19 protein-coding genes are annotated in these 21,373 nt (G+C 41.4%); 17 read left to right on the forward strand and 2 right to left on the reverse strand.

All coding sequences use genetic code 11. From position 1 onward, the window contains the following. Nucleotides 1–94 precede the first annotated feature (94 nt). The 13 genes from M2444_RS02170 to M2444_RS02230 all read left to right on the forward strand — a co-directional run bounded on the left by M2444_RS02170 (nucleotide 95) and on the right by M2444_RS02230 (nucleotide 13,288). Entirely contained in the window at nucleotides 95–1,804 is a 1,710-nt protein-coding gene (locus M2444_RS02170; protein WP_280786126.1) for a spore germination protein, read from the forward strand. Beyond that, nucleotides 1,801–2,901, forward strand: coding sequence for a GerAB/ArcD/ProY family transporter (locus tag M2444_RS02175; RefSeq protein WP_280786127.1), 1,101 nt, complete (start codon nucleotides 1,801–1,803; stop codon nucleotides 2,899–2,901). Before M2444_RS02170 ends, M2444_RS02175 begins: the two co-directional genes overlap by 4 nt. Continuing rightward, the gene (locus M2444_RS02180) at nucleotides 2,898–4,202 is read left to right on the forward strand and encodes a Ger(x)C family spore germination protein (protein WP_280786128.1); all 1,305 of its coding nucleotides are present in this window, start codon (nucleotides 2,898–2,900) and stop codon (nucleotides 4,200–4,202) included. The genes M2444_RS02175 and M2444_RS02180 overlap by 4 nt, the downstream gene beginning before the upstream one ends. Further along, complete coding sequence (locus tag M2444_RS02185; protein WP_094868682.1) at nucleotides 4,199–4,384, forward strand: hypothetical protein; 186 nt, start codon at nucleotides 4,199–4,201, stop codon at nucleotides 4,382–4,384. The genes M2444_RS02180 and M2444_RS02185 overlap by 4 nt, the downstream gene beginning before the upstream one ends. An 88-nt stretch (nucleotides 4,385–4,472) precedes the next feature. Further along, the gene (locus M2444_RS02190) at nucleotides 4,473–5,051 is read left to right on the forward strand and encodes a serine hydrolase domain-containing protein (protein WP_280786129.1); all 579 of its coding nucleotides are present in this window, start codon (nucleotides 4,473–4,475) and stop codon (nucleotides 5,049–5,051) included. 211 nt (nucleotides 5,052–5,262) lie between these two features. Continuing rightward, entirely contained in the window at nucleotides 5,263–5,739 is a 477-nt protein-coding gene (locus M2444_RS02195) for a GNAT family N-acetyltransferase (RefSeq protein WP_094868684.1), read from the forward strand. 89 nt (nucleotides 5,740–5,828) lie between these two features. Continuing rightward, nucleotides 5,829–6,362, forward strand: a complete 534-nt coding sequence (locus tag M2444_RS02200; RefSeq protein ID WP_094868685.1) for a TetR/AcrR family transcriptional regulator — start codon at nucleotides 5,829–5,831, stop codon at nucleotides 6,360–6,362. A 13-nt stretch (nucleotides 6,363–6,375) separates the two neighbouring features. Continuing rightward, complete coding sequence (locus M2444_RS02205; protein WP_094868686.1) at nucleotides 6,376–6,702, forward strand: DMT family transporter; 327 nt, start codon at nucleotides 6,376–6,378, stop codon at nucleotides 6,700–6,702. 17 nt (nucleotides 6,703–6,719) lie between these two features. Continuing rightward, nucleotides 6,720–7,064 carry a DMT family transporter gene (locus tag M2444_RS02210; protein WP_094868687.1) on the forward strand — a complete coding sequence of 115 codons (345 nt, stop codon included), beginning with the start codon at nucleotides 6,720–6,722 and terminating at the stop codon, nucleotides 7,062–7,064. A gap of 147 nt (nucleotides 7,065–7,211) precedes the next feature. Further along, nucleotides 7,212–7,874, forward strand: coding sequence for a GNAT family N-acetyltransferase (locus M2444_RS02215; protein ID WP_179281493.1), 663 nt, complete (start codon nucleotides 7,212–7,214; stop codon nucleotides 7,872–7,874). A gap of 310 nt (nucleotides 7,875–8,184) precedes the next feature. Then, nucleotides 8,185–12,090 (forward strand): discoidin domain-containing protein, encoded by a 3,906-nt coding sequence (locus M2444_RS02220; RefSeq protein WP_280786130.1) that lies wholly within the window; start codon nucleotides 8,185–8,187, stop codon nucleotides 12,088–12,090. 170 nt (nucleotides 12,091–12,260) lie between these two features. Further along, on the forward strand, nucleotides 12,261–12,602 hold the full coding sequence (locus M2444_RS02225) for a DUF1801 domain-containing protein (RefSeq protein WP_280786131.1): 342 nt from the start codon (nucleotides 12,261–12,263) through the stop codon (nucleotides 12,600–12,602). Between the two features lie 152 nt (nucleotides 12,603–12,754). Then, nucleotides 12,755–13,288, forward strand: a complete 534-nt coding sequence (locus tag M2444_RS02230; RefSeq protein ID WP_280786132.1) for a hypothetical protein — start codon at nucleotides 12,755–12,757, stop codon at nucleotides 13,286–13,288. Nucleotides 13,289–13,487: 199 nt separating this feature from the next. Here M2444_RS02230 and M2444_RS02235 read toward each other — a convergent pair whose 3' ends face one another. Then, nucleotides 13,488–14,573: a helix-turn-helix transcriptional regulator gene (locus tag M2444_RS02235; protein ID WP_280786133.1), complete on the reverse strand. Its 1,086-nt coding sequence runs from the start codon at nucleotides 14,571–14,573 to the stop codon at nucleotides 13,488–13,490. Nucleotides 14,574–14,701: 128 nt separating this feature from the next. On the opposite strand from M2444_RS02235, the gene M2444_RS02240 reads away from it, so the two are divergent. The 4 genes from M2444_RS02240 (at nucleotide 14,702) to M2444_RS02255 (ending at nucleotide 20,407) form a co-directional block, all read left to right on the forward strand. Next, entirely contained in the window at nucleotides 14,702–15,805 is a 1,104-nt protein-coding gene (locus M2444_RS02240; RefSeq protein ID WP_094874887.1) for a saccharopine dehydrogenase family protein, read from the forward strand. 165 nt (nucleotides 15,806–15,970) lie between these two features. Beyond that, on the forward strand, nucleotides 15,971–18,355 hold the full coding sequence (locus M2444_RS02245; protein WP_280786134.1) for a polyprenyl synthetase family protein: 2,385 nt from the start codon (nucleotides 15,971–15,973) through the stop codon (nucleotides 18,353–18,355). Between the two features lie 144 nt (nucleotides 18,356–18,499). After that, nucleotides 18,500–19,315, forward strand: a complete 816-nt coding sequence (locus M2444_RS02250) for a sugar phosphate isomerase/epimerase family protein (RefSeq protein WP_280786135.1) — start codon at nucleotides 18,500–18,502, stop codon at nucleotides 19,313–19,315. A gap of 18 nt (nucleotides 19,316–19,333) precedes the next feature. Then, on the forward strand, nucleotides 19,334–20,407 hold the full coding sequence (locus M2444_RS02255) for a Gfo/Idh/MocA family protein (protein ID WP_280786136.1): 1,074 nt from the start codon (nucleotides 19,334–19,336) through the stop codon (nucleotides 20,405–20,407). A 58-nt stretch (nucleotides 20,408–20,465) separates the two neighbouring features. On the opposite strand, the gene M2444_RS02260 is transcribed toward M2444_RS02255, so the two are convergent. Beyond that, on the reverse strand, nucleotides 20,466–21,221 hold the full coding sequence (locus M2444_RS02260) for a DeoR/GlpR family DNA-binding transcription regulator (RefSeq protein WP_094874891.1): 756 nt from the start codon (nucleotides 21,219–21,221) through the stop codon (nucleotides 20,466–20,468). Nucleotides 21,222–21,373: the final 152 nt, after the last annotated feature.

Consider the following 21,373-nt stretch of genomic DNA (forward strand, 5'->3'; position numbering starts at 1 on the left):
AGCTGCCGGCAGCATTTCAAACCGCATAATTAAACAGGTTGGAAGAAATACTACTTTCATCCATATCGAAGAATCGCTGTAGGAGATGAGATTGATGAATGGCTGGAGTAAATTAAAAAAATACGTGCTAGCGGATATATCGCAGGATACTCACACCCGTGATTCTTTTTCACTTGGCCATTGGGATGTAGATGACACATCAAACAATAACCAAAACAATAAGTCAACGAAAGAGACTCAGGTGAATTTGCCTCAAGAAAGACCTCTTGGAGGAGAAAATAACCATTTTAATATGTCTTGTGATATGGATAGGAACGTGGATTGGCTGAAAACAAAATTCTCCTATCCTAAGAGTAAGGGGCTGATTATACGCTCCCTTCTGCTAGGTTCCAAATTAACAAAAGGGACAGTTGTTTATCTGGATGATCAAGTAAATGCCCAATTATTATACGAAACTGTTATTAATCCATTGTTAACAGCCAAGTTTCCAGAGGATCTCCCCCTTAAATCTGATATGTTCAAGGATGAAATTCTTAGAAATGGTCAAATAAGATCAATCTCATCTCTGGAGGAGCTTGTACAGGAGATACTAAACGGTGCAGCGGTGTTAATCGTAAATGGCTTAAAAGAAGCAGTATCTATTGATGTTAAGGGTGGGGAAGAAAGAGGCTTGGAGAGCCCTAAAACTGAAAATGTAATTCTAGGATCGCAAGTAGGTTTTACGGAAAATCTGCACACAAATCTTTCGCTGATTCGTAGACGTCTTAACACTCCTGATCTAATGGTCGAAACAGGAGTTGTTGGGACGATTTCACGAACAGAAATTTCGGTTATTTATCTGAAATCAATTGCTAACAAGGAGCTTGTAAACGAGGTGCGTAGACGAATCGCTGCTATAAAAATCGATTATATCGGTGATAGTGGAATGATTGAACAGCTGATCGACGATCGACCAAACTCCATTTATCCAGGACTGCTCAGTACAGAGCGGCCGGATCGGGCAACTACACAAATTGTAGATGGTTATGTGTGTATTATGGTGAATAATTCACCGTTCGCTTTAATTGTTCCCAGCCAGTTTCCCTTGTTCTTACAGACAGCTGAAGACAGTTATCTTCGTTGGCAATATAGTTCTTTTCTTAGAATTATTCGGACGGTGGGTTTCTTTTTATCCATGTATTTGCCTGCTCTATTTGTTGCAGTTGCAAATTATCATCAGGAGATGATTCCGACAACTCTAGTTCTGGCGATTGCAAGTACAAGAGAATCTGTCCCACTTCCCGTAGCAGCAGAAGCATTCCTGTTAGAATCGATGTTTGAATTGATTCGCGAAGCTGGTGTCCGGATTCCAAGCGTTATTGGTCCAACGATCGGGATAGTGGGTGCCTTAATATTGGGACAAGCGGCGGTGCAAGCTAATATCGTTAGTCCCATCATGGTAATCATTACATCTGCTACAGCTCTAGCATCCTATACGATTCCTAACTATAACATGCAATTCACAACCCGTATTCTCCGGTTTGTTTTTTTGGCCTGCGCTTCGTTTATGGGCTTAATTGGGATTGTTTTATTGTCGATGATTTTGTGGACGGATTGGATTTCATCCAATCATTTTGGTGTGCCTAGTTTTGCTCCGATTACGCCTCATCATCCTGGTGAAAATTCACTATTACGTAGTCCTATGTACAAACAAAATAAGCGACCGATATCAGTGCGACCTCGCAAGAGACTTAAACAACCAGATGCTCAAAATACGGACGTTCCCACTACACCTGATCAAGAGGGTGATGGTGCTTACTCATGAAAAAAAATCATATAGGGATTCAAGAAGCTGCTTCCATTGGGATCATATTTATAATTACAAAAATATTCTTACCCTTTCAAAGATCACTTGCTGAACTTGGGGGTACTGCTGCCTGGATTATTGTTCTCATTGCTTCAGCGCTTTGTCCTCTGACTTGGTGGGCCATCAAAGGTGTGCTTAACAATGCTTCTCAAGGTGCCACCTTAATTGAAGCAACGGAAGAGATTTGGGGCGCGTGGATCGGTACTTTTTTGAATTTTATATATTTTTTCTTTTTCTTTATGATCACGTTTTTGGTCCTGCGTGAGTTCTCGGAGCTATTGGCCTCTGATATTTTACCTCACACGCCAATGAACATTATTCAAATCTCATTGCTCATTCCCATTGCTTTCATTGCGCATTCCGGGATTGAGGCTGTTGGACGTTTATGCTGGATCACGATTGGGTTAATCATCGGAAGTGTTCTGCTTATCCTATTAGGTGGGTTATTTACGCATTCAGAAGTAAACGCGTTGTCTCCCTTCTGGGGAACAGGGCGTTCACATGTGCTAAAGTTAGGCATCATAAAAAGCTCTTTGTTTTCAGAAATGCTTGTATTCGGTTTTTTGCTCCCCAGAATGCGAAAAGCTAAGGATTGTAGTAAAGCAGCTTGGTGGTGTATTGCAATCTCCTCGATCATACTTTTCAGCACCACAGTCGTGTACCTCTTTGTGTTTCCGTACCCAACGGCCATTAGACTTAACGTTCCTATGTATGAAGTAAGCCGTCTGATCATTTTTGGTCGGTGGATTCAACGATTAGAAAGTGTATTTCTTATCGCTTGGTTGATTTGTGCGGTCATTAAATTGGCCATAGGGTTATATTGTGCTGCAGCAACAATGTCTCAAATATTGCGATTGACAAAGGTTAAACCATTAATTTTTCCTTTGGCTATCCTTGTATATACTTTTGCTTTACTACCTAGAAGCGAGATGGCTGCCGTAGCTTGGGACGGTGAAATTTTGCGAACGTATGGTTCAATCTTATCTATAGGTTTACCATTGCTCACTTGGTTTGTCGGTCTAGTCAGAACTAAAATGGGGAGACAAAAGACATGAGAGGATTTAAACGGATCATAAACAGGTACGTTCTTCTTCTGCTAGTTGTTCCTATGTTATCAGGCTGCTGGGATAGACTCGATCCCGAAAATATGGCTTTTATTATGGCTATAGGCGTTGATCCAGGTCCTAACAATGATTACATCTATACGTTTGCACTCGCGATGCCCAAATCGAACGGTGGCATGAATAGTGGAGGTAACAGCCCTTCGGGGCAGAATCGTATCGTTAGTATTTTTTCAGAAGAGGGTGCTAGTCTTTCCGCAGCCCTCCTTACTAGCCAAAGCTTTATAGCGCGAAGATTAACCTTGATTCATTCTAAAGCTTTTATTCTGGGAGATGGAGTCACTCGGCAAGGGATCATGCCCATTTTAGGTGAGGTAGTAAGAAATGAAGAATTCCGCAGAACCGTCAATGTAATTACGGCAAGAGGGAGCGCAGAAACTTACATTAATAATATTAAACCTAAGATGGAAAACGATATTGATTTATGGTTTGAGTTAGAAATGGACCCCCATAATATTGGAGCAATTACACCTAAGAACTCACGGTTTCACGATTTTATTATGGATATCGAGCAACCAGGAACTGGAGGCACAACGATTTTGTCCGCAGTACATCCTAGTGTTGATAAAAATACCAATAACCATGAGATGGGTGAGGCATCACCAGAGTCGAAAGACCGTCAAACGATTGCTAGCGATATATATGCAGGTGATCTTCATAGAACTGGAGAAACACCTATCGATTTTTTTGGCAGTGCCGTGTATAAAGGTCAAAAAATGATAGGTTATCTCACCGCTCAGGAAACGAAATTGCTTAACATTCTACGTGGTGATTTCGAAAAAACAGTCATGGAATTTCACGATCCATTAGATTCTAAATACAATGTAACCCTTAATATGAATGCGGAGAAAAAAACGAAGCTTAAATTAAAGCGGAAAGACGATCAGATTAACGTTACATTTATTGCTCATATGGAGGGGGAGTTATCAGGTTCTATGTCAAATGTTGATTACACTACACCCAAAAACACAATAATTTTGGAGGAAGCGGTGGAAGAGCAGCTGATCCAGCAGGCTTCAAAGCTTCTAGATAAAACATTGTATGAATGGAATGTTGATTGTTTTCATATTGGTAACCGATTAAGGGCAACTTTTCCGACACTACAGGAATGGTATGGATATAAATGGCGTGATCATATCAAGGATACCAAATACAAAGTAGATATCGACTTTACGATGACAAAACATGGTGACCAAGTGGGTCCCGCTGTGGAAGGAGATGAAATGGTAAAATGATTATTCAAGTCATGAAGATCGTTATACTCGGGATCATTTCTTTGTGGGGAAGCATTTACATTGGCAGCCTAACCCCCACACTGTGGAAGCAAAAAAACTACCGAGGTGCGGTTGGAGCGGCGATTCTAGCCGGTCTCACGTTATTTTTACCATTGGTCTTTAGTTTGTTGAGAGGCATGTAAAAAACATAACTTCACATATCCGAAAACAATAACACTAAAACCGAAATAGAAAGCCTATTATATTCTTCATCCAGATGAAAATATGGTAGTGATTCAAGAAGAACCTGTGGTGCAGAGTTTAGGCTTTGAACAAAAAGTTGATAAAATTATGGAAGAAAATATGTTCTCAGGTTCTATATTACTCGTCGAGGATAACAAGGTTAAGATTGCAAAAGGATATAATATGGCCAACTCAGAGACCATGCAATTAAACGGACCAGATACAGTATTCCAAATCGGCTCTTTGACAAAAGCATTTACCGCTGCAGCGATCATGCAATTACAAGAAATGGGTAAACTTAATATTAATGATTCAGTTCAAAAGTATATTGAAGATTATCCTTATGAAAATGTTACGCTCTACCAATTATTAACCCATACCGCAGGAATTCCGAACTTAACAGCATTTCCAGATTTCATAAGCACGATGGATATCCCGGTAAGTGTCTCAGAGAATATCGCTAAATTCTTAAATAAACCATTGGAATTCGAACCCGGAAGCCAATTCGCTTATAGTAATTCAGGATATATACTACTGGGGGCTGTTATTGAAAATGTAAGTGGCCAATCTTATAGTCAGTTTATCGAGGATCATATCATGTCGCCTTTAGGGATGGGGAATAAATGATGCAGAAGGCTTGATTTACGCACATGGCGGAGCGATCAATGGATTTTCATCGTTTATCTATAGGGATATTTCTAAGGGAACAGCAGTTATTATACTTAGCAATGTGGAAGGTGTCCAAACATCAGAATTATTGGATCTTCTTTTAAATGTGTTAGAATCAGAATAATGTATAATCACGAATGAATCAGAACGGCTTGGAGGAAATTTAAAGATGAACATCAGACGCATACATATGAACGATAATCGCACAATTGAACAGATCATTAGGAACTGCCTAATTGAGTTTGGCGGGAACAGAGCAGGGCTTGCGTGGGAAGATGACAGCTTAAGTCATTTATATGAATATTACAATCAAAGCGAGAATCGGGCTTATTGGATTGTTGAAAAGGACGGGGAAGTATTAGGAGGCTGCGGAATTGCACCTTTCGGGAATGAGGGGAACATATGTGAGTTGCAAAAAATGTACCTATCTCAGTCCGTTAGAGGTAGTGGGATATCTTCCGAACTCTTACATACGGCTCTGGATTTTGCTAAGCTTCATTATAGCAAATGTTATTTAGAGACATTACAGAACATGCATGGAGCTAACCGTTTTTATACGAAAAATGGATTCAAGCTTTTACCCGCCCCCTTAGCAGGCTCGGAGCATTTCGCCTGTGATGCTTGGTATATTAAAGATTTAATCTAATACTTGTGAAATAAGCCTGAATGATCAGGCTATTTTTAATTTGACACAAAACCGTCCAGACGGTATAGTAAATAACAGAGGTGATCAACGTGAACAGTAATTCTAAACGTAAAACTATTTTAATCGCTGCATCCACGATTGTGAAAAATAACGGAGTGGAGAAGCTTACGCTTGAAGCTGTGGCTAAAGAAGCTGGAGTCAGTAAAGGCGGATTACTGCACCATTTTCCCAATAAAGAAGCTTTGATAACAGGGATGGTGGAAGAGTTAACGAATGATTTTTTTACCACTCTGCAAGACAGGGCTATGAATGCAACGGTTGAAAAAGGGAAGTGGAGCCGAGCATTTACGGAGGTAATGAGTGAAGATAGTATGGAAGGCGGAGAGATAAGCACAGCGCTTACAGCTGCTCTTTTTACAAATCCGGATATCCTTCAGAAATTTCAAAATCAATATGCCAAATGGCAACAAAACATAGAGAACGACGGCATTGATCCTGTAGTTTCTACTATTGTTAGGTTGGCAGCAGATGGCTTATGGTATTCTGAAATGTTCGGATTAGGGGCGTTGGATGATGAATTACGCGAGAAAGTCATTCGAAAATTAATAAATATGACAGAGTAAGGAGAGGTTATCTTTGAATTCATATGTATTGCTTGCAGCAGCGATCATCTTTGAGGTATTTGGTAGCTCCATGCTAAAAGTATCTAACGGATTTAAAAAGGTACTTCCTTCCATTGGAGTCATCCTTGGAATGGGTTTCGCTTTTTATAGTCTTTCTTTAGCGCTTAAAACCATTCCATTAGGGACAGCTTATGCGATTTGGTCAGGGGTAGGTACAGCTTTGACAGCCTTAATTGGCGTACTCATTTATAAAGAGAGCTTTAACCGTAAGAAATTATTAGGTTTACTACTCATCATTGGTGGCGTAATTGTTATGAAGCTCTCTGGTGGGGCTCATTAGAATTTGGAGGGTGCAGCATGAAAAAAAATGTAGGATATATAGCTCTAAGTATAGCAATTGCTAGCGAAGTCGTAGGGACAACTATGTTGAAACTGTCTGAAGGCTTTACGCAATTACTGCCTTCTATCGGGGTTATTATTGGCTTTGTCATAGCTTTTTATAGTTTATCCATAAGTCTTAGAGAATTACCGTTAAGCTTAGCTTATGCGATTTGGTCGGGTGTAGGTACTGTTCTAACTGCGATTGTGGGTATTGTCGTGTGGGGAGATCCATTTGGTATTCTTATGTTTGCCGGAATCGTTTTAATCGTAGGAGGGGTAGTTTTATTAAATGCACCTTCTGCAAAAAAAGAAGTAGCCTGATAAAATAGGCTCAGGCTGTCGACATTCTACTTGTCGATAGTCTTTTTATTTAATTTAATTTTTGTTTTAAGTATGATTTAACTTGCATTAATCGGATGTTCATGATGAAAATTTATATACAGAATAATGATGAATAAAGGTGATGAAATGTACATTGAAACCAAAAGGCTGATTCTCCGCGACCTTATAGAACAAGATACAGAGGCGCTATTTGAAATGAAAAACGACGAGCAGGTCATGAAACACCCATTTTTTCAAGGTGACGTATCGATTGATTTTATTAAAATAATGTTAGCATTCTTTCAAAGTGTGAAAGACAAAGGCCTTATTATCGATGATCAACATCCTGAACGTGGCAATTTATTTGCTATATGCTTAAAATATTCTGGCGACGTAATCGGTGTCATCTCAGTTCACCCATCAAAGATCTCCTATGAAGTGCATATGGGGTGGTATATGAAAAGTCTATACACCAAAATGGGATATGCATCGGAAGCGGGCGCGGCAGCGTCAGATTATTTACTTGAAGCATTATCACTGGAATACATTACCGCAAGTGTAGCGCTTGATAATCCAGCTTCATTCAGAACCGCTCAAAAAAGCGGGTTCAGACTTTTTGAAAAAGGGGCAGGCGATTACTATCATGACAACGTCTGTAATGTTGAGGATTTTAATGTAGTTGGCGAATCTTTCACGAAAAAACAAAATGAAATCGGCTCATGTGGTTATCATTTCCGAAAGTTTAAAAAGAATAGTAAAACAAAGAGCCAATTCTATGACGATACGGTAGACGAAGGCAGATTTTCGTAGCCCTAAGTATAAGTATTTTTTACATATCGCATTCTTGATTTTGAGTGAATCAAGAAACCAATTGCGATGTCATAGATTCCGTAAATCGCATAGTTTTGTGATAATGGTATCACTTACCTTTTCCGTAGAATTACATCTTATAGCTGTAGGCTCACTTCTCTATAATGAAAGTGTCTGAAAGCGAAGGGAGGGTGTGGTTCTGTTTAATGTGCTCTGAGATGACTTTATTTGTAAACGCTATCATTCGGGCACTCTGATAGGTTCGTGTATTACTGAGAATCTAACATATTTGAGGAGGATTAACATTAAAATGCGTAACAAGTATGTTGTATGGTCCCTAGTAGTATCCATGCTGATTTCAAGTATATTCTTGGCTGCGGGTCCGTTTAATTTTGTTTCTGCCTCCGGAGGACCAAACCTGGCACTCGGCAAAAATGTAACAGCGAGCGGTCAATCTCAAACGTATAGTCCTGATAATGTTAAAGACAGTAATCAAAGCACGTATTGGGAAAGTACAAATAATGCATTTCCGCAATGGATTCAGGTCGATTTAGGGACAAATACGAATATTGATCAAATCGTTCTTAAGCTCCCTGAGGGTTGGGAGACACGGACGCAAACACTGGCCGTTCAAGGTAGCACCAACGGTTCAACGTTTACTAACATTGTAGGGTCTGCGAGTTATGAATTTAACCCCTCAGTGGCAGGTAACAGTGTTACAATCGACTTTGCCTCAACCAGTACGCGTTACGTTCGTCTGAATGTAACGAACAACACCGTCTGGCCGGCAGCGCAGCTGTCCGAATTCGAGATTTACGGCACTAGTGGTCCTACTCCAACTCCAACGCCTTCCGGCACTTATGAAGCTGAATCTGCTTCACTATCTGGAGGAGCTAAAGTGAACACAGATCATGCCGGATACTCCGGTACGGGCTTCGTGGATGGATATTTGACACAAGGTGCAACAACGACATTCACGGTTAACGTGCCAGCAGCAGGTAGTCGTGAGGTGACATTGAAATACGCTAATGCAAGTGGCAGTGCAAAGACAATCAGCATTTATGTCAATGGTACCAAAACTAGTCAGACCTCCCTATCTAACCTGGCAAATTGGGATTCATGGAGCACTAAAGTGGAAGTTCTTAATCTGAATGCGGGTAACAACACCATCGCATATAAATATGATGCTGGTGATTCTGGTAACGTTAATCTTGACCAAATCACAGTAGCGTCGACGACAACAACACCTCCTGCAACACCTACTCCGACACCGACAGCCACACCAACACCGTCGGCAACACCAACGCCAACACCAACGCCAACGCCAACACCAACGCCAACAGTCACACCAACAGCAACGCCGACACCAACACCGGCGGTCACACCGACACCTGCTCCTGGGAGTAATATTGCTGTCGGCAAGACGATTAACGCTTCTTCCAGTACACAAACGTTCGTAGCAACAAATGCGAATGATAACGACACAAGTACGTACTGGGAAGGTGGCAGCAATCCAAGCTCGCTTACGCTCGACTTAGGCGCGAACCACAACATTACGTCAATCGTATTGAAGCTGAATCCATCTTCTGCTTGGAGCACTCGCACGCAAACGATTCAAGTACTCGGTCACAATCAAGACACGACTACCTTCGGTAATTTGGTATCGGCTCAATCGTATACATTTAATCCAGCTTCAGGCAATACAGTAACTATACCGGTTACGGCAACGGTTAAACGTCTGCAGTTGAATATTACTTCGAACTCTGGCGCTCCAGCGGGGCAAATTGCGGAGTTTCAAGTATTCGGATCACCTGGGGCAAATCCTGATCTAATGATAACGGGAATGTCTTGGTCACCTGCATCTCCGGTCGAGACAAGTGCAATTACTTTAAATGCAGTGGTTAAGAATAATGGAAATGCTAGCTCCGGAGCAACAACTGTAAATTTCTACTTAAACAATGAGCTAGTCGGTTCTGCTCCAGTAGGTTTACTAGCTGCAGGCGCTTCGACAACAGCCTCAATGACATTAAATGCTGGAGCCAAAGCCGCAGCGACCTATGCTCTGAGCGCTAAAGTAGATGAGAGCAAATTGATTTTCGAGCAGAACGAAGGGAATAACAGCTATTCGAATCCCACATCGCTTGTTATCGCACCAGTATCCAGCTCTGACTTAGTGGGTGTAGTTTCATGGACCCCAAGTAATCCAGTTGCTAATAGTACAGTAGCTTTTAATGTAAATCTTAAGAATCAAGGGACCATTGCATCTGCAAGCGGTGCTCATGGTATTACAGTAGCCCTTAAGAACTCAGCAGGCTCCACGATCCAAACCTTTAATGGATCTTATACCGGGACCCTAGCTTCAGGTGCTTCCATTAACGTCACGATTCCAGGGACATGGACAGCTGTCAACGGCAATTACACTGTAACCACTACCTTGGAAGTGGATGCGAATGAAGTAACAGCTAAGCAAGCAAACAATGTAAGCACGACTAATCTGGTTGTGTATGCTTTACGTGGTGCAAGCATGCCTTATAGTCGGTATGATACTGAAGATGCTACTCTCGGCGGGGGGGCTATACTAAAAACTGCACCTACGTTTGATCAAGCCCTAACTGCTTCAGAAGCGTCTGGTCAGCGTTATGTAGCCCTTCCTTCGAATGGATCGAACATAGGATGGACGGTCAGACAGGGGCAAGGCGGCGCGGGTGTGACTATGAGATTTACGATGCCTGACTCATCGGATGGTATGGGATTGAATGGTTCACTTGACGTATATGTTAATGGAGTAAAAGTCAAAACGGTATCGTTAACATCCTATTACAGCTGGCAGTATTTCTCAGGCGATATGCCTGGTGATGCTCCTAGTGCTGGGCGTCCACTCTTCCGATTTGATGAAGTACACTGGAAATTAGATACCCCTCTGCAACCTGGAGATAACATACGGATACAGAAGAACAATGGTGATAGCCTGGAATATGGTGTTGATTTCCTCGAAATCGAACCCGTTCCTACGGCAGTCGCTCGTCCGGCTAACTCCGTGTCGGTGACAGATTATGGTGCAGTACCTAATGATGGTCAAGACGATCTTGCAGCCTTTAAAGCAACGGTGAATGCAGCAGTTGCTAGCGGGAAGAGCATGTATATTCCTGCCGGAACATTCAATCTTAGCAGCATGTGGGAAATCGGTTCTGCCAGCAATATGATCAACAACTTTACGGTTACGGGTGCTGGTATCTGGCATACGAACATCCAGTTTACCAACCCTAATGCGGCAGGTGGCGGTATTTCACTCCGTATTAGCGGCAAGCTAGATTTTAGTAATGTGTATATGAATTCGAATTTGCGATCCCGGTATGGGCAAAATGCGATTTACAAAGGATTTATGGATAACTTCGGAACCAATTCAATCATCCATGATGTCTGGGTAGAACACTTTGAATGTGGTATGTGGGTAGGCGATTATGCACATACGCCTGCTATCTATGCCAGTGGGCTTGTGGTTGAAAACAGCCGGATTCGGAACAATCTAGCCGATGGCATCAACTACTCCCAAGGCACTAGCAATTCCATTGTTCGAAACACCAATGTACGTAATAATGGTGACGATGGTCTTGCAGTATGGACCAGTAATACGAATGGTGCTCCGGCAGGTGTGAATAATACGTTCTCGTATAACACCATTGAGAATAACTGGCGTGCAGCAGCTATAGCATTCTTTGGAGGCGGTGGTCATAAGGCTGATCACAACTACATCATTGACACTGTAGGTGGTTCTGGTATACGGATGAACACCGTGTTCCCTGGCTACCATTTCCAGAATAATGCGGGCATTGTTTTCTCCGATACTACGATTATTACAAGTGGTACAAGTAAAGATCTGTATGGTGGAGAGCGTGGAGCTATTGATTTGGAAGCTTCAAATGATGCCATCAAGAACGTGACCTTCACCAACATCGATATCATCAATACACAACGCGATGCGATCCAGTTCGGTTATGGTGGTGGATTTGAGAATATCGTATTCAACAACATCAATATTAATGGTACCGGCTTGGATGGAATTACCACTTCACGTTTTTCCGGGCCACATCAGGGTTCGGCCATCTACACCTACACAGGGAATGGTTCAGCAACGTTTAACAACCTAACAACAACGAATATTGCTAACCCGAACCTGAATTATATTCAGAGTGGTTTTAATCTAACGATCCATTAATGATAGCCTGAGGGAAGAGTTCTTCGGAACTTTTCCCTTTTTTTCTTATTTTGTAGCTAGTGGAAATTAACAATCACGCAGAAGGGTTTTGACTTAATGAGCAAGAAATAAATAGTAGTAGAAAACATGCTGAAATTTTAACTGTTATGTACATAAAGGAGAGATGAATAATGAATCAGGAAGTCATCGATTTTATTGAAGGGTTAAAAGAAGCATGGCAGGTGGAGTTATCCACTACTCTTCGTGAGGTGGTTCATCAAGCCATTCCGGATGTGCAGGAACGAATTCAGTATAAGAAGCCTCATTTTTTGAAAAATGGTAAATACGCAGCAGCGATCTCAACTTCGAAAGATGCGGTAAGCTTTGTTATTTTTAATACGAATGAGCTCGTGTTTCCAGAAGGGATATTTGAAGGCCCCCCGGAGAGAAAAACACTGAAACTGCGTAAAGGGGATACCGTGGACATAGCTCAATTAGTGAATTGGGTCGGCCAAGCCTCAGTTTCTCTTTAATGAATAGTTTCATGATGTAGGACGGTGTCTCAAAGTCAGTTGACTTCATGGGATATCGTCTTTTTTTGTGTGGAATTTGCTCCATCCATACATAATCGTTGAATAAATTGTGAAAAATACATCAATAGCTAGCAAGGAAGGGAATGAAACCCATGAAGAAATTAAAGCAAACTTGTTTGTTACTGCTTATGGCCTTTGCCCTTAGTGCATGCTCAAAACCAGTACCAGATAAATCTCAGCTTCCACCTCCAACTACTGCACCAAGTGGAGCTGAGAGCAGCTATAAGCTTGACTCATTAGCCACACTGATTGGAAAAGAGGATGCTGAAGTTGTCCAATTACTCGGCGAAGGAGCACCTAATAATGAAGGTACGAAGGCTACCCTTATATCACGGGAATATGATGAGAAGATTGTGAAACACGAGGCAACTCTTCAGGTCTCCTACGATGACTCTGGAAAAGTGATTGGAGAGACTATTCATTTTGAACAAGCTAGCAGGGAAGAATTAACAGAAGAGATTACGCAACAGCTTGGAGAGCCTGCCACTAACAGTGAAGAGAACACCACAGATACGGAAAAAGATGGCGAAGATACAAACTTTCGTAAGGTATGGCAGACGGATAACGCCAAAATTTCTTTAGTTGAATCTAATGGGACGTTATCTATATCTATAGATACGAAGTAATAACGTTATGTAACTTGATCAGAGCATAAGGTTTTCATTTAAAAGTTCCCACTCCGGTCGTTCATCTAAACGGATAGAGAGGGTACTTTTTTATTTTGCTCTCTGAAAAATAATGTTCATCTCAAGTGTTAAATAGCTGTAGTATCTATGGTTTATATCATATGCTTGTCAGTCAGCCATTGGACTAAAGTTTAGCAGCCTAGGCTTCTATAATATTGTAGCGTGAATGCAAATACCAAATAAGTTCTCTACGGCTACTAACTCCTGACTTGTTGAAAATAGACTTTAAATGATCCTGAACGGTGTATGCGGAAATATGTAGAGCAGAAGCCAATTCTTTAGTGGATAATCCGCGAATTACACCGTGTAATAGCTGCTGCTCGCGTTCCGTCAAACGATATGCTTCAGCAATGATTGGAAGCATGTCAGCTGGACGTGCGGGTTCGAATGAAATAGCACACTGGAACTGACCGTCGGAAGCGTGAAGACGGCTTGCCCGAATGACTAAATACGGCCCCTCATTCATACGGATGCATACCTTAGGAGTTCCCGTAGATTCGGAGGGGCTGTTGAGCGCTTGCGTGCTAACCGCACGGATTGGCCGTGGCAGGATATGAGCATCGATCTTTTCCAATGATCGAAGTTTATCTAACCAGCGATCCGCTGCGGGATTGGAGGAGAGAAGAGTAAGTTGATCAGATAGAACAGCAATGCCGGAACCATAATGATTATCAAGCCAAGTCTCATCCCGCTCAGGAAGCTCAAGACTGAAAGCACGTATTCTGGTGGCAATGAGAGGGATGAGCGAGGCGATCCAGTCATATTCTTCTGGTAAGAACTTTGATTGCTCCGCTTTCCTGTACAACGTCAAATACCCCCAACATGCTTCTCCAAGAATTAGCACTGCACGTAGTTCATCCCCAAAACCTGCTGGATTCAAAACCTTTCGATATCTAGCGCTTCGCTCGGGTTGCTGCTCGGTTGCTTCGTATAATGTAGCGACAAGAATTCTACTATGAACCAACTGCTCATAGCTGTTCACATCCTCCTCCCCATATTCATTCTGGAACAAGTAGGGATGAATGGACTCCACATGATCTTCAGTAACTGCACCCGTAGAAAGCAATGTCTGTGGATCAACATGAGTACAGCAAGCAGCATCAAAAGGAACAGCTTCACGTAAAAGAGACAGCAAGGAAGTACGGTAGTGATGTGATGAATCAGTAACCATTCCTAGCTTAATGATTTGTTTCTTTATTTGACTGAAATGTTTATTAGTGTTCATTGGGTAGACCTCTAGTCATGAATGTAGTATAACGAACCCCCACATTTGTGGGATAGTGAACGGAAGCGAAATCCGTATAATTGAGAATGATTATTAATTAACTCTATTATATAGGATGCGGTGATAAAATGCAGGATAAAGAAGATATTGTTGTCGTTGGTGGTTATGGACATGTAGGGCGTACGATATGTGAAATATTAGAGAAGAAGTACCCAGGTAAAGTATTCACTGCCGGGAGAAGTCTTGAAAAAGCAGAGCAGTTCAGTCAATCAACACACGGTAAAGTTAAGCCGTTGCAGTTAGATATCAATAAGCCGTTACCTGCACATTTACTAGATCGAGTGAAACTAGTTATTATGTGTTTGGATCAAACGAATACGGATTTTGTAAAAGCTTGCTTTCGCAGTGGAACGCATTATGTAGATGTATCAGCGAGCGGTCCGTTTTTATCTCAAATTGAGGCATATCGTGAGCTGGCTGGACAACATGGGTCTAGTGCTGTTCTTAGTGTAGGGCTTGCACCCGGTATTACCAATCTTATGGCACTTGAAGCTGAAAGACAGATAGAACAAACGGAAGAAATCGAAATCGCAATTATGCTCGGACTTGGTGATTCTCATGGGAAGGCAGCGATCGAATGGACGGTGAATAGTTTAGGAGAAACGTTCGAAGTGAAGCAGGATAATCGTCTAGTAGAGGTGGAGAGTTTCACTGACCGCAAATCGTATCATTTTGGCGATAATTTAAAGAGCCATTATGCGTATCGTTTCCCCTTCTCAGATCAACAGACACTTGCCCGAACGCTCAAAGCATCGTCCATCTCCACACGTTTCTGTCTAGATTCGGCCGTTGTTACCAAAATACTGGCATTAGTTAAAATAACAAAAGCCGTTCGTTTACTGAAGACAGGCGGGGTGAATAGGTCAATTGTTCGCGCCATGGAGAGGTTCCATTTAGGTAGTGACCGGTTCGCGATCAAGGTTGAGGCTCGTGGAACAAATCGTGAGGGGAAGCCCATGTTTGCTGATCTTTTGCTGCAAGGGAAAAATCAATCCATCGTTACGGCAAAAGTGACTGCAGCAGTCTCAAAGCTACTGTATGATTCACCATTTCCGGGAGGTATATATCATATTGAGCAGATCACAGATCTAGCTTATGTTCAAAAGGAATTAGGAGCAGCTCTATCGCTGGACATCCAAGTAAAGGAGCATAATACAGATAAATCAAAATAGAATAATTTGTGTATAGAAAAATTGAAAGAAGCTTGATGAGTCAGGCTTCTTTTTCGTAACCGAAGAGCGTTTTGACCGTATTAACTGATGAACATTTCATTCAGGAAGAAATTCTGATTTCCTAATGGGTCATGTTAACAAAAAGAGAAGTTGAGGTCATCACCTATGAATGAAGAATTTACAGATCACGCGGATACAGCATACCCGAGCGCTGAGCGGAAGGCAGCTCAGTATTTTACATCTCTTCGTGAACAGTTCAAAGAAAAAACTTACGTGACTACCTTAACTGAAGATTTTCGGTTGTGGAAGAAGAATCACATTCATCGTCGTTCATGGTTGTCCTTTTTATCTAGAGGAAAAAGGAAACCTGATTCAAAGGATTACCATAGATATCTAGGATGGCTTAATCAAACCGGTAAATTGGAAGATTATTTGGATCGAAGCGTTTCTTATCTTTATATGAGAGATCTGGGGCAAGCTTTGGATGCACCGAACACACAAATCCGAATTAAGCGTATGGTTGCCGACATTAGAAATCAGATGATTCATCCGGGTTCGTCCAATTCGGGGGATCAGTCAGATTTTATGAGTTTTACGGGGATTTATCGTTGGGCTCAGAAGGAAGGCGTTGAAACTGCTACGATTTGGGTGATAGACAAACTTAAGCAGGTGTCAGCACATCTTCCGAAGGAAATGAATCCTGAGCAAGCGCAGCGCAAATTGATAAAGATCATCATAGGAGTAATTCTTCATGTGATGGAAGAGATGGATGATAAAGTATCGCCTGTGGAGCGTGCCGCAAGAATTGGTGAAGCAATTAGGCTTGGTTATTCGTATGGCTTAACTTATCCATTTATTGATGATCTTCTTGATTCCAGTGTCTTAACCGACCCTGAGAAAGAACAATATTCTCAAATGATACGCATGGCGATCCTTAATAGAGTTGTGCCGGAATTGGGTGAATGGTCCGGAGAGAATATACCGTTCCTTCGATTTGTACATTCGGAGCTCAAGGAGGCTTTTGAGTACATTAGGGGATATCAGCGGCCAGAAATGCAGAATACATTCTTCGAGCAGTCCTTTGTGTTTTTTCATTCCCAGGAGTTGGATCGTATGAAGAATCTATCTAACCCTGAATACAGTAATGAAGAACTTTTTATACCCATTATTTTAAAATCCTCTTCTTCCCGTTTAATTGTCCGATCCGTAATTAGTGCTCCAACCGATGACGGATTTGATCAACGTACTTTCTTCTATGGGCTTTACAATCAGCTCGCGGATGATTTTGCGGATATGTTTGATGATATGGAAATGGGAGCGGTAACTCCCTATACATATTATTTAAAATACCGTGGTCAACGTTCAGATCTGATCAACCCTTTTGAACTATACTGGACGGTCATCTCCCATTTAATACACACGGTGTATCAATCTGATCCTAAAACCCGTGAGGTCATATTAGATCGAGCCATCAATGGTCTCAAGCGCTGTAAAGAACGTGTAGGTATTGAAAAGTATAAAGAGATCATGGAGATCTTCGCTTCGGGTCAACCAGAATTTAATCGACTTGTACAGCAGTTGGTGCAGAAAGCGGACGATGTGGATTTTTTCGATAAACTACTTCGGGACCAGTTGCTTTTGAATTTAAAAAACAGTAAGAAGGAAAAAGTGGAGTTTCGAGAAACGATTCAAAAGGTCCGTGATCAAGTCAATAACCAATTGCTGATATTCAAGCCAGACGAGACACCAGCCATGAAAGAACTGCTTATTGATGCGGCTAACTATAGTCTAGAAGGAGATGGCAAGCGCATAAGGCCTATATTAACATGGGTCATGGGCGTTAACGAATATGGTCTTGATGAATCGGCAATTGTACCGCTTCTTCGATCTTTGGAATATATGCATACGGCTTCCCTAATCTTCGATGATCTTCCGTCCCAGGATAATGCCTCAACCCGAAGAGGTCGTGCAACGCTGCACGAAGTGTACAATAGCTCCACGGCGGAATTAACCGGTCTGTTTTTGATTCAGAAGTCGATCGAGGAACAGGCGTCACTTCATTCTTTTGATGCAAAAGCTGTGCTTGCCTTAATGCAATATTCAGCCCAAAAAGCAGGAGATACTTGTATGGGGCAGGCGATGGATTTGAATTCTAAGGGACAAACGCTGACACTAGAGCAATTAAATATGATTTGTTTCTATAAGACTGGAATTGCTTTTGAAGCTTCACTAGTGATGCCAGCCATTCTTGCTCAGGTGCAGGGGTCAGAAATTCAGTCTCTGAAAAAATTTGCCTACCATGCGGGAATTGCTTTTCAGATTAAAGATGATTTGCTTGATTTGGAAGGGGATCATCATTTATTAGGCAAGCCGATCGGTCAGGATGTGGAGAATAACAATTCGACATTTGTATCGATCCTTGGGGCAGATGGTGCGCGAAAAGAGATGTGGGAGCACTACTGTCTCGCCATGGAAGCATTGAAGGAGATTCCTCGTAATATTGCTTTTCTAAAGCATTTATTGAATTATATGATTAATCGAAATCGATAATTGATTATGAAGTGTTGGCTTGATTGCCAGCACTTTTTTAATTTTTTTGTTATTTTTCATTTAATAAAACTAATTGATTTTTATTGTTTGTAATTGTTTTCGAGTGTATGATAGATTGAAGAAGGGGTGAAGGAGGTGTAACTTGTGAAGCTGGGAATTTTCTCGAAAATATATTTGAACGATGATCTGGAGACCGCCTTACACAAAATCAAAGCCCAAGGGATGAGTACGGTTCAATTCAATTTTGCTAACGTAGGGTTGGCGAGCTTACCTAAAGAAATTACTCAGGAGATCATCCTTCAAATCAAAGAAGCTAACATGAACAGTGGGGTTAGCATTGCTGTGATCTCAGGGACTTTTAATGCGCTGGAGCTGAATGAAGGGAAGAAAGCCGAGAACCAGCAATGTTTTAACAATGTAGTTGAAGCTGCAGCAGCATTAGCGGTGCCGTTTGTTTCTATTTCTACAGGAAGTTTGAATCAAGAAGATTTTTGGAGTCCTCATCCGGAGAATCATACAGAGAGAGCATGGTCACTATTGCATGATAGTCTTGCCTGGATGCTTGAAATTGCCGAAGCCAATCAAGTGACTTTAGTATTTGAACCTGAACAAGCCAATGTGGTGAGTACGGCAGAGGATGCTTTAAGACTACTGAGAAATCTGGATACACCTTATCTTAAGCTTCTGTACGATGCGGCAAATCTTGTAACTCCAAAGGATCATAAAGATATCCTTGGTAAAATCGAAAAAACGTTAACCGCGCTGAAGGATTACATAGCCATTGCCCATTGCAAAGATGCTTTAGTCACCGAAGAGAAGATCATTTTTGCAGCTGTGGGGAAAGGGAACTTGCCTTTAAGAGAATATCTGAATGAATTAAGTAAGACTTATGATGGGCCCGTTATTATGCATGGGTTAGAGGAAGATGACGTAATGCATGCTTTGAATTACCTTAGGTAGAATAGGGGGACTAAATATATGAATAAGGAAACGAAATTGTTGAATATTGGGGTGCTAGGCTGTGGTCAGATTTCTCAGGCGGCTCATTTTGATTCCATTAAAAGATCACGTAATGCTAATCTATATGCGATCTGTGATGTGGATGAATATTTACTCCAAAGAATGAATGCTATCTATGAACCGGATAAGGTTTATACGGACTATGAGCAAATGCTGGCAGACCCTAACGTTGATGCTGTAGTTATCGGAATAGCGGATCAATTTCATGTGGAGGCTGTAAAACAAGCCGTGCGAGCAGGGAAACATGTCTTGGTAGAAAAACCTTTGGGTGTATCGATCGAAGAAGCGGAGGAATTAAAAGAACTTGTGGATCGTACGGATCTCAGAGTGCAAGTGGGAAATATGAAGAGATTTGACCCTGGTATAGTGGCTGCAAAAGAATTTGTTGATCATGAAATGGGTGAGATTATTGGCCTAAAAGCTTGGTATTGTGATTCCACCTATCGATATACGGTCACCGAGAATGTTCAGCCAGTAATCATCTCCGGTAACAAAATGAAGAGACCGGCTGGAGATCCAAAAGCGAATAAGGAACGTTATTATATGTTAGGTCATGGAAGCCATTTGTTAGATACCGCAAGATATCTAGGTGGGAATATTGTAAGTGTTAAGGCGTGGAATACACAAAAGTTCGGTGCTTATTGCTGGTTTATTACAGCGGAGTTCGAAAGTGGCTTTGTAGCCCAATTGGATTTGACCATTGCGGTTCGGATGGATTGGCATGAAGGATTTCAAATTTATGGGGAGTTTGGATCTGTAATGGGCAAGACTTATAATCCTTGGACTCTAAAATCAAGTGATGTAGAAATTTTTAAAGCTAGTGATAACAGCTATCACAGACTGCTCGGAGCAGATGGTCATTTTTATAGATTACAGATTGAAGGTTTCGCAGATTCTGTTTTGCATCATAAGCCCGGTGTAGGGGCGACGATTGAGGATGGGTTGGCTACCCTGCGAGCGATGCTGGCGGTTGAAGAATCGGTTAAGACTGGTAATACAATTTACCTGAGTGACGTTTCTGGTTATTTGTAAAAGATGAGCACAATCTTCAATGGTGTTCATCTTTTTTTTGTGCATTATTAGGAATAGTCTATACTGTAACCACGTTAACGCCAAGTCTTTGATAGGTATCAATAATCTTACGATCTACTGTATTTTCAGTGATTAAATAGTCTAATGAGGATACATTGGCTACAAAAAAAGTTGATATTTTCTCCAGCTTCTCTTTCGTAGCTATAGCGATAACCATAGAGGACTGTTCAAAAAGTTGATTCTTAATAATGGATTCTTCATAAGAGGGAACGGTTATTCCCACTTTGGAATCCAGCGTGGATACGCCAAGGATGGTTAAATCCAAATGAATTTGCTGAATCGCTCTAAGTGTTGAGGCTCCGAATAAAACTTGGTTCTTTTTATCAAGATCGCCGCCTAACAAGGTTACACTTGCTTTTGACAACCGGCACAGCGATAACGCAATCGAAGGGGAATTGGTAATAATTCTTCCATCAAAAAACTCTGTGATGTTCTCAGCTACTTTTAGATTCGTAGATCCGCCATCAATAAAGATAACCTTAGAATTCTCAATAAGAGTGCAAGCTCGTTTCGCTAACTCCGTTTTGGTCTGGCTATTTAATTCTACACGTGAATTGAAATCCTTCATGTCGCTGATAAGGCTATGGGCTCCCCCATGAATTCGCTTGAGAAGTCCCATCTTCGACAGGCTTTGTAAGTCTTTTCGAATGGTATCTTCGGTTACATTTAATTCTTGTGTTAATTCTTGGACAACAACGCGGCCTTCCGTCTCTACTTTTTTCAGGATGTATGCCTGTCTGTCAGCTTTTAGCACCGATTCACCTTCTTTCACAAAAATGCTTTCAAGGATATACATAACGTTACTATTTTACAACATAACAAATAAATTTGAAAAAAATCAATCGTTTTTACGGTCAACTCCGTCTTACTTATATGATATGAGGGGGATGTTCCTTCCTGAATAAA

It is taken from the genome of Paenibacillus sp. PastF-3, assembly GCF_029893135.1.
GTDB classification, from domain to species: domain Bacteria; phylum Bacillota; class Bacilli; order Paenibacillales; family Paenibacillaceae; genus Paenibacillus_AQ; species Paenibacillus_AQ nitricinens.